The 13,870-nt window shown below is 67.9% G+C and carries 7 protein-coding genes and 1 pseudogene; 1 reads left to right on the top strand and 7 read right to left on the bottom strand.

Going from position 1 to position 13,870, the window contains the following annotated elements; all coding sequences use genetic code 11:
• Positions 1-313: 313 nt before the first annotated feature.
• The 7 genes from ACFY3U_RS27355 to ACFY3U_RS27325 all read right to left on the bottom strand — a co-directional run bounded on the left by ACFY3U_RS27355 (position 314) and on the right by ACFY3U_RS27325 (position 11,421).
• Complete coding sequence (locus tag ACFY3U_RS27355; protein WP_387206840.1) at positions 314-2,071, bottom strand: ABC transporter ATP-binding protein; 1,758 nt, start codon at positions 2,069-2,071, stop codon at positions 314-316.
• A gap of 20 nt (positions 2,072-2,091) precedes the next feature.
• A complete protein-coding gene (locus ACFY3U_RS27350) occupies positions 2,092-3,804 on the bottom strand; it encodes an ATP-binding cassette domain-containing protein (protein ID WP_387206839.1) in 1,713 nt (570 codons plus the stop codon).
• A 185-nt stretch (positions 3,805-3,989) separates the two neighbouring features.
• A complete protein-coding gene (gene lanL / locus ACFY3U_RS27345) occupies positions 3,990-6,677 on the bottom strand; it encodes a class IV lanthionine synthetase LanL (RefSeq protein ID WP_387206838.1) in 2,688 nt (895 codons plus the stop codon).
• 989 nt (positions 6,678-7,666) lie between these two features.
• Positions 7,667-8,233 carry a hypothetical protein gene (locus tag ACFY3U_RS27340; protein WP_387206837.1) on the bottom strand — a complete coding sequence of 189 codons (567 nt, stop codon included), beginning with the start codon at positions 8,231-8,233 and terminating at the stop codon, positions 7,667-7,669.
• Positions 8,230-8,514 (bottom strand): acyl carrier protein, encoded by a 285-nt coding sequence (locus tag ACFY3U_RS27335; RefSeq protein WP_387206836.1) that lies wholly within the window; start codon positions 8,512-8,514, stop codon positions 8,230-8,232. The genes ACFY3U_RS27340 and ACFY3U_RS27335 overlap by 4 nt, the downstream gene beginning before the upstream one ends.
• Positions 8,507-9,712 carry an acyl-CoA dehydrogenase family protein gene (locus tag ACFY3U_RS27330; protein ID WP_387206842.1) on the bottom strand — a complete coding sequence of 402 codons (1,206 nt, stop codon included), beginning with the start codon at positions 9,710-9,712 and terminating at the stop codon, positions 8,507-8,509. The genes ACFY3U_RS27335 and ACFY3U_RS27330 overlap by 8 nt, the downstream gene beginning before the upstream one ends.
• 5 nt (positions 9,713-9,717) lie before the next feature.
• The gene (locus ACFY3U_RS27325; RefSeq protein WP_387206834.1) at positions 9,718-11,421 is read right to left on the bottom strand and encodes an AMP-binding protein; all 1,704 of its coding nucleotides are present in this window, start codon (positions 11,419-11,421) and stop codon (positions 9,718-9,720) included.
• Between the two features lie 802 nt (positions 11,422-12,223).
• On the opposite strand from ACFY3U_RS27325, the pseudogene ACFY3U_RS27320 reads away from it, so the two are divergent.
• Positions 12,224-12,427 (top strand): annotated as a pseudogene (locus tag ACFY3U_RS27320) (IS256 family transposase); the annotation flags it as partial.
• Between the last annotated feature and the right edge of the window lie 1,443 nt (positions 12,428-13,870).

The raw sequence follows: 13,870 nt of genomic DNA, 5'->3' as shown, positions 1-13,870 counted from the left end.
CATGGGTGTTTCCTTTCGTGGCGGAGGTGTTCCTCGTCGAGCAGTACGCACCCGTCACCCTCACCGGATCTCAGGTCTGGGATGACGGCGGGGCAACGGCCGGGACCAGCACCTCGGACCCACCGCGGCCAGGGCCGCGGCCCACGCCGTGACAGCAGGCGGGGTGGACACCCTCTGCCTCGTCGGCGCCGGGTCCTGTCAACGGCCGATCAGATCTCCCCGTGAGGCGGCCACTGGTTCCCCGCATTGCTGTGACCTGCCGGACTCCTGGCACGCCTCAGAGACGAGCGGCCCCGAGCCCGGCCGCGTAACCTCACCCGCTCGGGGGCGCGCATTGAGGACGGAGCTTCCCGCTCCCGACGGCGGCGGTGTCCTGTGCCGCTGTGGTCCACTGAGAAACCACCCGGGTGAATCGCGACGATCCCACGGTCAGTTCGGCCATGCTCCCCACGGTTGCCGCTCCGTTCTCGAGCAGCAGTACGCGGTCGGCACGTGCGGCGGAGCTGAGGCGGTGGGTAACGACGACAAGGGAGCCCACCCTTCGCCGGAATGCTTGTTCGACACGGGCTTCGGTGGTGGAGTCGAGATGCGCCGTGGCTTCGTCGAGGATGACGACGGGTGCCCGGCACAGGTAAGCCCGAATGAGACAGAGCAGCTGTTTCTCACCCTGGGTCAGGTGACCGTTCTGTGCCGCCAGGATCGCGCCCAAGCCACCCAGACGTGCACACAGATCGCCGCCGCCGAGGATGTCGATCGCCTGTCGGATCTCGTCGTCGCTCGACGCGGGCGCCAGGTAGGTCAGGTTCGCGCGGAGAGTGCCGCCGAACACGTACGGCGTCTGAGGCAGGAGCATGATGTGTCGTGCCCGCTCCGCGGGAGTGAGCCCTCGGACCGGCACGTTCCCCACCGCCACGGAGCCTGTGGTCGGCGCGACCAGCCCGGCGATGATGGCGGCGAGGGTGGACTTGCCGGTGCCGCTCTCCCCGACAATGGCCAGATGCGACCCTTCCGGAAGGGTGAGGTTCAGCCCCGAGAGGATGTGGCCGGGCTGTCGGTCGTAGGAGAAACCGACGTCACTGAGCGTCAGATCGTGGGTGATCGGCCCCGAGACGTCGGTGGCGGTCCGCGGCAGTTCGTGGGGTGACGTGGTAGCGCCCAGTCGGCGCAGCACGACGCTCAACTCCACACCCCAGGTGCCAACGGTGCCGACGACACTGCGAGTCGCGGGTGCCAGGCCGGTGACCAGGAAGGTGACGGCGCCGGCGAGTTCCCCGACGGTCAGTTGACCGTGGGACATGAGCCACGGGGCAGCGAGCAGGACGCCGACGGTCGGCATGTCGATGCCGAATGTCGGGACACAGACCCGGCTCGCCGTGAGGCGGGCGTGGACCAGCGCGGCCCGCACGCTGGCGTCGACCGCGTCACCCACCGCCGATCGAGCCTTTCGCTGCGCACGGCATGCCTGGATGTCACGAAGCCCGTCGATGGCCTGCTCGACCACGCCGGCCAGGTTCTCACCGGTTCGCAGAACGTCCTGCTGCGCGGCCGCGACCGACCGGACGACCCGCCAGAAAAAGAGCAGGGCGAGGCTGAGCGGAACCAGCACGACGGCGGCCACCGTCGGGTCGAGCGTGGCCAGTCCCATGAGCGCCGCCACCACGCGGAACAACAGCGGCCGGAGGCCACGCAGAAGGGCGTTGCAGAGCATACGAACCGATTCCGCCTGGGTGGTGAGACGTGCCACGACGTCTCCGGGGGGCACCGTGTCCCCGCGTTCGGCGCGTCCGAGCAGCGCGGTGATGAGCCGGGTCACGAGGTCATCCCGGAGCGGCTCGACCACTCCCGCCATCGGTCTCGCCGAGACCTTCACCGCCACCGCCGCCGCCGCGATGACGACGAGCTGAAGCGTCAGCAGGGCGACCCCGTATCCCGGCCGGCCTGCCAGGAAGCCGTCATCGAGTGCGCAGGCGATCAGGACTCCGGACGTGAAGGTGGGAGCCGCCTCCACCGCCGACCAGGTGCCGAGCGTGATCAGCTCGGCGCGGTGCTTCCGCAGGTGAGGGATCAGCAATCGGATTCCGCCGTTCCCCGTCATGACGACCGCGCGAACAGACGCCGGTAGTCGTCCTGGTTGATCAGCGTGCCGTGCCTTCCGATCCCTCTGACCCGTCCGCCGTCGAGCCAGATCACCGTGTCAGCTCTGGCTGCGACGCTCTCGCGATGGGTGATCACCAGGGCGGTGCGCTCAACCGATGGTTCGGTGATGGATCGGAGGACCTGCTCCTCGGTCAGACTGTCCAGCCCCGCCATGGCATCGTCGACGATGACCAACCGGGCGTCCTGTGCGATGGCACGAGCGATGCCGATTCGCTGTGTCTGTCCACCAGAAAGCGGCGCGGAACCGAGCGGGGTGTCATAGCCGAGCGGCAGTTCGCAGATGAACTCGTGAGCGGCGGCGGCCCGTGCCGCCCGCTCGACCTGTGCCCGTGACCCGCCGTCGGGAATCCCGTAGGCGATCGCGTCGGCGACAGTGCCGCCGAGCAACCTGGGCTGTTCGAACGCGTAGGCGGCGAAGCGGTTCAGGTGGCCCGGACGGATCGACCCCACCAGCACTCCGGCAAGGCGAACCTCACCTGAGTGCGGCGATATCAGTCCGCCGACAACGGAGGCAAAGGTGCTCTTGCCGGCCCCGGCCCGGCCCACGACCACCGTCAGGCGGCCCGGAGCGATCTCCACGGTGATTCCGTCCAGCCGAGGACCAGCCTCGCCGAGCACGGTGACCTGGTGGAGCGTGATCGGGCCGCAGCCTGCTGGGAGGGGTGCGCCGGCCATGGACCGCAGCGGGGTCGACTCCTGACCGATCACGTCGGCTATACGACGTGCTGCGGCCGTGCCGGCGGCCATCACGCCGATGACGTCGGTTCGCCGGAACAGGGTAGCGGCCAACGCCACATATCCGGCGGCGGCCACCATGTCCGCCACGGTCAGCCGCCCGGTCGAGACACTCACGCCGGCAACGGCCAGGACGGTGACCTCCAGCGTTCCGGTGAGCACCGCGGTCTGCCAGACGAGGCGTGCCTGTGTCGACCAGAAGGCCGTACCCGTCCGCCGAAGATCGGGCAGCGGTTCGAGCACTCGTGTGACTTCCCGGTCGAGTGTGCCCGCTGCTCGGATAGTCGCCGCGCCGTGTAACGCCTCCACGATGCGGGTGGAGATCTCGGACTGGGCGCGTCGGTACTGCTGGAACAACACGCGGACACTGCGAAGATTCCGGTTCGAGAGGTACGTGGCCAGCGGCACCGTGACCGTGTACGCCGCCGCCAGCCGCAGGTCCAGCAGCGCCAGGCCGGTCATCCCACCGGCTGCCGTGACCAGCCCACAGCAGGCCGAGATGACGCTCGGTACCATTGCGCCCGCCGTCTGCGCATCGCTGATCACACGTCCGACCAGGTCTCCGTTGCCGAACTGACGCGGGTGAGGGGACTCGAGCGAGACCAGCCGATCGAGAAGCATGCGGCGGGCAGCGGCGGCCGATCGCGCGACGACGGCGGCGGATGTCCACACGCCGGTTGCCGAGGCGACGACGCCGATGGTGAGGGCGATCCCCAGTGCGAGGACGGGGCCCTGTCGTCCATCGCTGAGGGCCCCTACCGCGGACGAGGTCAGGTCGGGAATGACCAGGGTCGTGCCGACGCCGACGAGTGAGGCGACGAGCAGGAGCGCGGCCATCCAGCTGCTGCCCCGCAGTGCCTCGATGATCACGGGACGGGCGCGGCTTGCGTCACCGAGGTTTCCTGCTGGCATCCGCGATCCTGATCTGCCGGGCGGCTGGTGGCACGCGGGCGGGACTGACCCGCGTGCCACCAGTCCGTGAGTTACTGGTCCACGGACTCCGTCGCGCCCAGGCAGGTCTCGCCCGAGCAGTGCATGCTGGTCTCCTCCTCAGCGGCGAGACCCTGCAGGTCAGTGACGTCGATGCTCATCTGTCTTCACCTCCTTCCGATGTTGTGCGAATCAGGGTCGGTGGGTGAACCCACCGGTCGGGGCAGCCACAGGCGGGGACCGCCGTGCTGCAAGCGGAGAAGAAAGGTGCCGATTCCGGCCAGCCCGGTGGCGAAGTCGGCGTTGAGGTGTTCCCCGTCCTCGCCGGGCACGACGAGCAGCCCGTCGTCCTCCACGGCTCGGACCGAGAGGCACAACGCCAGGTCTTCGGCCCAGGACCGGAACCTGCCGTCGCCGGTGGCGTCGGCGACGTCGAGCAGGAATTCGCCGTCACCCGCCAAGCCGTGGCAGAAAGCTGTACCGGAACGCCACCGCCCCCGGTGAACCGCCCTGGCGGCGGCCTCCACCAGCTCGTACAGGTCGTCGGAGCGGGTGTGGGACCACAGTCGGACCAGGAAGGTTCCGATGCCCGAGGACCCGCTGCACCAGTGGGTCAGCCAGTTCTCGGTCGCGGCACCCCGGTCGACCGGGAAGTAGGCCGCCCCGTTGTGGAGCCGGGCGGCGCGCTGCAGTGTCCGTCCCGCCCGGTCGGCGACAGCGAGATACCGGTCGTTGCCGGTCGCCTGTCCCACGGCCAGCAGGAAGGTGGCGATCCCGGCTACCCCGTGGGCGTACCCGTAGTGAGCCGTGCCCTTCAGCACACTGTCGAAATCCGCCGGAACCGTCCAGTACACGTCGTCGTCCACGAAGTGTGCGGCGTCGAGCAGGCCGTCCGCGCACGTCACGGCGCGGTCGAGGAGTGTCGGATCTGCGGTCGTCCGCCAGCCGTGCAGCAAGGCGGTACCGGCGCCGCTGGCCCCATGGCACTGGTCGGGATTCGGCCACCGCACCGGCAGGGTGTTCAGCATCGCGACGGCATCCTCGCGGAGTGTCTGGTCCTTGAGCAGCGACGCGGCGTCGAGCAGTGCCCAAGCCGTCCCCGCCCGGCCGAAGTACAGCCCGGGTAGGACGCGTGCCTGTCGGGTAACGCGAGCCTGGATCCAGTCGACGGCTGCTCTGACGACAGGCGTAACGCCGTCGTCGCCCGTGGTGGTGGCCGCCCGGACCAGGGCGGCGAGGACGCCCGCCGCTCCCGCGTGCACGGCGACCGGGTCGAACCGCGCGACGGTCTCTCCCGCCGGCCAGAGCCGGTCGGCGTCGCTGTCGGCCCGGGTACGCAACAGCTGCTGGACGGCATCCCGAGCCAAGCGCTCCACCTGCACCACCGGCGGCTGGACGGTCACGGCTCCCGCTGATGTGCCGAGCTGCTCGATCCGCTTACGCACCGTCGCGAGATCGGGCCGTGACGCGGGTTCCTCGATCATCAAGTCGACGGCGAGCTCACCGAGGCCGGCAGCCGGGTGGTCCGCGGCGCTGGCAGCAGCCCACCGCAGCAGCTGTTGCCGAGCCGATCGCCCGGCACCCTGCCAGGCCAGGCGGGGCACCGCGCCCGACACGAGGCAGAACAGCACCGCTCCCAGGCTGTACCTGTCGGCCGCGAAACCGGGGGCGGGCGTATAGCCGGGGCTGCTGCGTTGCTCCGGTGCTGCATGCCCGGGGGTGAAGACCCGGCGGACCAATTCGTCGGGTCGGGCGAGGAACTCCAGGTCGACGAGTCGAACGCGCGATCCGTCGATCATGATGTTGTTGACGGTGAAGTCCCGCAGGACGTAGCCGAGGGAATGAACCGCTTCCATGACATCGACCAGACCGAGGGCGATGCCGGCCAACTCGTCCCAGGATGGGATTCCGTCGCAGACGGCATGCAGTTCGTGAATGTGATCCAGCAACAGTGTGCCGGGTAGCGCCTCCTCCACCAGGAACAGGTCGCCCTGCTGCTCGAACAGCTCCACCGGCGCTGGTGCGATCCGCAGTGCACGCAGAGCGTTCAGAGCCCTTTCCTCGTTACGCAAGGCGTCCCGCACGTCAAGGCCGTACAGATTGGCGGCGACGTGCGGGCGGGCCTGCTTGATCACCACCTCGCGGCCGGTGCGGGTGTCCGACGCCCGGTACACCCCGCCCTTGAAACGATGTCTGATCGCCTTCCGAACCACGTAGCGGTCGTTCAGGAGAACGGATGTCGACGCGACCGCACCACTCGCCTTAGCGGAGCGGAAGTCGGGCATCACGGCGGGTGCCCAGCTCGGCGGGGTGAAGGACGCGCCGCGGTGGTCACGTTCCAGGGTTCCGTCCGGCGCCACGAGCATCGCGGCCGCCTCGCCGTCGTTGGTGAGCGCCGGCACTCCGGTGAATGCGCCGAAGCGGCAGTGGACGAGGCTGCCCGGCCGCAGCCGCCGGTCGGACATGATCCCTGGTCCGGCCAGTCCGAAGGTGGTGGCGTCCAACGCTTGGGCAAGCCGCTGGCACTGCGCGTCCGAATCCGGATAGATCGTAATGAACTTGCCGCCCGCGCCGCGGTCCTGCCGAGATTCGACCAACTCCTCCACCCTCCGCAGGGTGCTCGCGAACTTGAAGGCAGCAGGGTCTTCACGAAGGACGTCGATGGCGCGGGCGAGCACGACCGGAGCAGACAAGGGGGTCGCCGAGACATGCAACTTCCATCCCTGCAGGCGCCGGACGCTGCCCACCGGTCGGGCATGGCACCACATCGCGGTGCGGTCGATACGCCAGGATGCCTCGGGCAGAGCGGCCCGGCCGATCGACTCAAGGACGAGATCGTCCGCCCTACCGCTCACCACGTCCTCCTCGATCCACTCTTAGGGGAGGAGACTCCGCGATCTTGCGGCTCAGACCAATCCGGTAAATCCCCCAACCGGCGTTTCAGGTCTTCCGCGGTTCGCTGTCCCGTGCCGACGCAGGTCGCCGAAATGCGGGCCGTGACGCAGCGACTACTTTCGCTGTCGTGGTCGGCGAACTCTGCTTCCTCGGTGCCGGGTCGCTGTACGAGTTGGGCGGACGGGTGTGGACGAGTGCCGGTGTGTCCGTTTGACCAAGCCGATTCGGGACACGGCTCCCTTTGGTTCCGCCCTCGCTCCGTCCATCGCCGAGCCCGAGTACCCCGCGTAACGACCCTCCGGCGCAGATCCGCTCCATCGGGTCATTGAGTGGCTCGACCCGATGCGTAGGCCGGTTTGGCCTCGGTGCCAGAACCGATCGCCCGACGGCGACGTAGTGCTTGATGAGTTGGACTTCGGCCATCGCACGTCGCACGGTCGCTGGGGTTGCCCGATGGCGCGTTCGAAGATGCCGAGCGAAAGCCGGACGAGACGGATACGGCTGTTAAGATTGGGTGCAGATGGGGCAGCGGACCTCTCACGGGGGTGACAATCAGCTATGGCGGCCGGTTTCTGCGAAGCTGGCCGCACCGTCGCGCGCAGACGAGCGGACGTGCCACCGCGGCCGTCGTAGGGTCCGGTGCGCGAGCGACGTGGCGATCGGTCGCCCGCGCACCGGCCGCTGGAGAGGTCGAGAGCGAGCCTTACCTGGGCATTGCCCGAGTCGGGGCGTCGGACGCCGCGACGTCAGACAGGCAGGTGTCGCGGCCACCGCCTCCCGGCATGATCGCCGCATCGCGTACGACGGTGGCGAAGGGGTTGAGGAGGGCGATTGCCGCCATGAGCGCGGTGATCATTCCGGGCGTCGACGTCTTTACGTTGCTGCCATGACTGCTCCTTGTCTGGCGATCCTGCCGATCGGGACCGGCGGTGCGCTGTCGGCGGCCGTGTCAGACCTGCGCGCCGAGGTCGCGGTGGATGAGGAACAGCGGGATTCCCGAGACGGAGCCGCGTGTCGGGACGAATGGTGCCGGGCGGACCGCGAAGCCGAGCCGCCGGTAGAAGACGGTGACCGGTTGGCGGCAGAAGCCGAAGACGCGCCGACAGGCGGTGTTGCGGGCCATCCAGGGGGCGGCGAGTCGCATGATCGCTTGCCCGGCGAGAAGACCCTTGCCCGGGTCAGCCACGAGACCGCCGATCTCCACGAAGGAGTCGTCCACGCCGATGTCGCCGAGGGGCGCTTCGATTTCGACGGACCTGGCAGCGCCGGTGGAAAAGGGGATGGCTCGTCCGGTGGCGACGAGATCTCCTTCCCGCTCGGCCATCCAGACGTAGGACACGGCGTCGCGTAGGGCGTCGCCGTCAGGGTCGTAGAAGGCGTCGTGGCGGCGAAGCCGGTGTCGTAGGGCGACGACTGCCTGCAGCTCGTCGGACGCGGTGGCGAGCCGGACGCTGATTCCGGCCCAGGTCCCGGCCCAGGTCCCGGCCCGGGTCGCGCCGTCATCGTTGGGGCTCATGCCGTTTCGGCCTCTCGGTCGAGCTGCCGGGAGACGAGGTGGTGGAGGTCCGAGACCGTCTCGACGCGCGCTACCTCTTCATGCTCGACGAGCCGTATCCGATAGTGCTCTTCAAGTGCGACGAGGATCTCCATGAGGTGCAGAGAGTCGATCCGTAGATCCTGAATTCGATCGGTTGGCGCGATGACCCGGTCGATTCTGGTGACCGAGCGGTAGCAGGTCTCGAAGACCTCGATGAAGTTACCGAGGATGAGCAGCGTGTCGATGGGGTATTCAGACATTGGCGACTCCCAAGTCGTCAGGGCGAGTTAGGTGAACCTCACGGCGGTACGAGTCGAAGTCAGGCTGGATGCCGCCGGCGACCAGCTCCCACATGGTTTCGTCGGTGCCGGCTCCGATGCGGCCGAGGCGAGCCTCCTGCCAGATGCGGGCCATCGGTGTCTCGTCCGTGAGGTAGCCGGCTCCGCCGAACATGTGCATGCACTCCTGCGTGACATGCTCGGCCAGACGAGTGGCGGTGACCTTGAGCGCGGCTGCGTCGCGGACGGTGACCCCGTCGTCGCCCACAGCGGCGCCGTAGACGCCGTATCGAAGCGTGGTGAGTTGGGCGGCGAGCTCGGCCAGCCGCAGCCGCAGAGCCTGGTGTTCGACCAACGGCCGTCCGAATTGCTGCCGACGGTGCAGGTGTGCCGCGGTCAGGCCGATGGCGCGGGTGCCGAGACCGAGCGCCTGTGCGGCGATGGCATAGCGTTCATGGGTGAGGCCGTGGCCTATGACGGGTAGGCCGAGTCCGACCCGGCCGACGATCGCGTCGTCCGGTACCCAGGTGTCGCAGCGCATCCAGGTGGTGTCGAGCGACCGCGTCGCGATCTTCGACAAGGGCTTGACGACTCGCAGGGCGTCACGGGGGACCATCACCAGCGTCAACGGCCGCGCGGTCTGCGAGTCGTCGTCGCTGTCCTGGACGCCACACAGCAGCAAGGCGAAGTCGCAGACTTGGCCGAGTGACAAGAACTTCTTCTCGGCCCGTACCCGCCAACCGTTGTTTTCGCGGCGTATCGTGCTGCGCATACCGAGCAGGTCGGAGCCGCCGGTCGGTTCGGACGCTCCGATGCAGCCGACGAGCCGGCCGTCGAGGAGGCCCTGTAGTGCCTGCGTCTGGGCGGGGCCTCTGGCGAAGCGGACAAGGATGCCGGTGACGGTCTCAAGGGTCAGGCTGATCCCGACAGCGATGCCGCCACAGCCGGCTGCGGCCAGTTCCTCGTGGAGGATGGCCGCTTGCCCCCGGTCACCGTGGTAGCCCTCCCATCGGTCGCGGATGATGCCGGCTTCACCAAGCTTGATCATCACCTCGCGAGGGAACCTGCCGGCCTCTTCGGCGGGGGCAAACGTCGGGCGAATGGAGGTATCGATCAGCTTTCGCAGGCTGTTGCGGTGTTCGGTCACCCGAGGGGTGTCAATGCCGTCCCGAAACAACATGCCGTTCACGGCGCGTCACCAGTCGTGGCGGCGTGGTAACCAGGCGGGGGGCCAATGTCTGTTCCTCCGACGGAATCGGGATGATGGGTGGCCAGGGTGGTGACGGTAATGTCGGTCTCGGTTCGAGCGCGCCAGATCGAGGCGCGGCGTGGTTTGCCGCTGGAGGTGAATTCCAGCAGGCCGCGGGGTACGACCTCGACCGTCAGGTCGACGTCGGAGCCGACGTGCCTGATCAGGGTGTCGAGCATTGCGGTCGCGGCGTCGACATCGACACGGTGGGTGGTGAGGATCATGACCTGCGGGCTCCCGTCCCGGTAGCCGGCGACGACGACGGTTCGGCGGGCCAACATGGGAAAGGCGGTGAGCAGGGCGTCCTCTACCTCCTCAACGAAGACGTTGCGGCCCCTGACCTGAATGCAGTCGCCCATCCGGCCGAGAACGAACAGGTCACTATCCATGACGAAGCCCGCGTCACCGGTCAGGAGCGTGTCGGCGGTGATGCGGGTGGTCCCGGTGCTGCGCCGATCCAGGTAGCCGCGGACAACGCAGGGGCCGGTCACCGCGATTTCCCCCAAGTGGCCGTCCGGTAGGGCCACGAGGTGCTCATCCACGACGCGCACGGTTGTTCCGGTAACGGGCTGGCCGCAACTGAGATGCCAGACCAGCGTGTCGTCGGTGCTGTCTATGAGGTGGGCGAGCTCGTCCGCTTGGCGGACGTCGCCGATCTCCACAGCCTGGCCGAACCGCTCACCCCCGCGTTTGACACCGACCATCCGTGGCACCCGGTGGACGTGAGCGCCGGTCACCGCGAGCGTCGCCTCCGCCAGCCCGTACATCGGCCGCAACGTCTCCCAGCGCAGCCCGAAAGGCGCCAACAGGCGGTAGAAGGAGGCGACGCTACTGGCGCGGACCCGCTCCGCGGCGGTGATGACCGTGCGGACCCCGGTGAAGTCCATGCCCTCGACGTCGGCTGGGCGGATCCTCTTCACGACGTAGTCCATGCCGAAGTTCGGCATAACCATCACCTGTCCCGTGCCGTGGCCGTACTGCTCGAGCCAGCGGATAGGAGCCGAGATGAATTGGCCCGGCCGCATCATCTGGTGTGGCATCTGATACACGACTGGGAGCAAGAAACCACCCACGAGCCCCATGTCATGGTATAGGGGAAGCCAGCTCGTACCGACAGTGTCGAAATGGTCCAGCATGCGGTGGATCATGTGGAGGTTGGTCTGGAGACTCGCGGCGGAGACCGGAACACCGCGCGCTGCGGCGCGGGAACCAGAGGTGAACTGGATCAACGCGGTCTCGGCCACGGGCCGGTGCCTACCAGCCGCGGGGCTCATGGGGGGTGTGGCGAGGATCCTGCCCGGGTGTCCGGCTTTCCGTGACGCGGCCTCGAGCAGCGGCCGGTACGCCTCCGCGGCCAGGATCAGCGCGGGTTCGACCGTCTGGATGACATGCGCGGCGTGACTGACCCAGCGAGCAGTGCCGCTGAGGGCCTGCGGTGGGCTCAGCGGCACCGGTGTGCAGCCCGCTGCGAGCGTGCCGAAGAAGGCGGTGACGAACTGCGGTCCGGTGGGGTGAACGATCAGAACGCACTGACCCGGTTCCGTGCGCTGCAGGAGTTCAGCGCTGCGGGCCAGCGCCCCGTGAGCCAGGTGATCGTAGGACGTCCACGCCCAGTTTCCATTGTCGTCGAGGAAGCTCACGCCGTGTTCGGGTGAGGGATGGTGTAGCCAGTCGAGCAGTCCGGGCGTTCGCGCTTGCATAATGATCGGCAGCCTTCTGTGGGGCATGAGGGCGAAGCGGATGAGGGGCGACCGACGGCCGCGGTGGCGGTTGCGGATGATCTCGAGATCGTCGGCTTGGCCGGTGGTGGCGCCCGACTTGCCGACCGAGGTGGAGCAAGGAGAAACAGGCAGGTCAGGAGTGCGCGTGCGTCGACCAGGCCGGTCAACCCGTGCCTGATTCTTGCGAGATCGGAATGCGTACGAGACACGCCTCGGTCCTATTTCAGTTGGACGATAGGAGGTCGATAGTGACCAACCGGTCGCCGCTCGGAGCGACCGGCGGCAGTAGATTCCCTCATCTGGATTCCTGAATCCATTAGAGATAACCCTCAACTTCGGCGGCGTCAGACGACGATGGCGGTAGGAACAACCACCTTCGCTGCCCCGCCGCCCGCAGCGGTCTCCGTCACGGTTCCGGGGCGCCGCCGTCGCGTCGAAAGTAAGCAAGGTGTTGTTCACCTACGTAAATGGCGGCGGGCTCGACCGCTTCCCCGCCCACGCGGGCCAATTCGCCACCCGGCGCTTCCCTGGATTCAATCCGCTTCGGCGGGTCAGCCCCTTCTTGATGTCGACCCGCCGGGACGGTCGGCATCTGCGGTTGACGCTCAAGGCAGTGGGCGCGAGCAGCGCAGCACTCGCCTCCCTGCGACCGGGGACGAGGCTCTTCGTTCAAGGTCCCTTCGGAGCCTTCACCGGACTGGCCAAGACCCGACGCGACACGGTGCTGATCGCGAACGACCGGACCGGACGCAGGTGGCGGTCCGAGGCGTCGGCGGAGGCGAAGGGCCGCCGCCGGCCTGTCCGGGCAGCCAGGGAACAGGGCCTGTCGTCGACGGGCCCGGACGGGCTGCTCAAGCAGTTGACCAAGACGGTCTTGGAGACCGCCCTGGGCGAGGAGGTGACCGATCACCGCGGCTATGCCAGAGCCAGCGGCAAAGGCATTATGCGAACTCGATCTGTTTGCTGGCAGCCTTGCCGAAGTCGCAGTAAGCAATCGATTCGGCTGCCGGATCCGGCCCGGGGGCCGCGACCGGGGCAGCCATCCACGGGCCGTTCACATAGTGTGTACCCTGGCCGGCCAGGAAGCACCCTACACGAGCCCGGAATGTGGCCGGCCCTTGTATACAGCTTCCCGCCGCACCGACCCTGACGCCCTGCCAGTCAAGGACGTAGGTCGTTGAGCAGGAGACGGCATGAGCGGCAGGCACCAATGGGCCAACAAGTCCAGTAGCAATCACACTGGCGGCAGTCGTCGCCAACAGCCCGAGACTCAGGCGCGCGGAATACATGACACTCCTCTGGGTTGCAGCTTCCCCGTCCATGCGGCAGGGGTCAGTGAGAGAACTGCATTGCAGGTTCGCCAAATCGCACGTTTCCGCCCTAGTCGGCCGGACAGATCAGTATGGTCGCGGTGCTGGCGGCCCGGAGGTCGCCGGGAGCCACCGCTCATCGCAGCTACAGATCAGGTCGGGGCCGGTCTCAGCCCTCCGAACGCCACCGCCTGGTGCGCCTGGGCAGTGCGTTACTGCCCGGATTCTCTTGGCGGTGAGGCACGCGCAACTCCCACGTTCTGCCAGGCGACCGTCACCTCCAACCACGCCATCGCGGCCCTGCTCAGCGTCGCCTCATTCTCTGCCGGCCCCGGAGCGGCGACATCGGTGTTCTCCCCCAATATGCAGCTGTTGCGCCTGCGTCCCGTCTTGTTGTACACACCTCACGATGCGCCAGACCGGTCCGCTGTTCGGGGCTCGTGCGCTGCGGCGCACCAGGTCATCGGCACCCTCGCCGCTGCTGGCCATGGCGCCGGCGCGTAAGCGGCCGGTCGACCAGACCACCGTCGCCGCAGTACGCCGATCGGACCCGCGATACCGCCTGGCTGCCCGGGCAAGAACTACCGGTGCTCGATGCTGTGGAAGCGTTCGCAGGGTGGCTGGAACGTTCATCTCCAATCAGGCAGCCTTGAGCGTAGGCGAGTGGGTAGGCGGGGCCAGCTCAGCGGACGGCCGTCGAGTTGACCTGATGGGATTACCCTGCTCCACCCGTTTCAAGTGCTGTTCGGTACGCATCGGCTTGCTGCTCCAGCTCATCGCCCGCGCTTTGCCCGCCTGACTCGACAACTCGGTCGAGCAGCCATCGCGCCGTCCTTGAGAAAGTGAGCATGTCCCGACATCGATTGGCGAGCGTCGCACCGGCTTCCTGCGCGGCTTTCAGCCATCTATCCCGTTGCAGTGCCTGGCCGGCGTCGAGAAGGAAGGCCCGATGCCTGAAACCCCATGGGCGAAGCCGTAGTGCCTTGGCCAGCAAGATTCGAATCGTGGTCAGCTGGGATCGGCAGCGGACTTGTCCGTCACCTCGGTCAGCGGTTCAT

This window comes from Micromonospora sp. NPDC000089 (assembly GCF_042899365.1).
Classification (GTDB): Bacteria; Actinomycetota; Actinomycetes; order Mycobacteriales; family Micromonosporaceae; genus Micromonospora.
This window is presented reverse-complemented; position numbering and strand designations above follow the sequence as displayed.

Excerpts from the sequence above, each read along its gene's own strand:
- ACFY3U_RS27350 (WP_387206839.1), bottom strand. The coding sequence starts at position 3,804 with ATGCCAGCAGGAAACCTCGGTGACGCAAGCCGCGCCCGTCCCGTGATC.
- ACFY3U_RS27340 (WP_387206837.1), bottom strand. The coding sequence starts at position 8,233 with ATGAGCCCCAACGATGACGGCGCGACCCGGGCCGGGACCTGGGCCGGG.
- ACFY3U_RS27335 (WP_387206836.1), bottom strand. The coding sequence starts at position 8,514 with ATGTCTGAATACCCCATCGACACGCTGCTCATCCTCGGTAACTTCATC.
- ACFY3U_RS27330 (WP_387206842.1), bottom strand. The coding sequence starts at position 9,712 with ATGTTGTTTCGGGACGGCATTGACACCCCTCGGGTGACCGAACACCGC.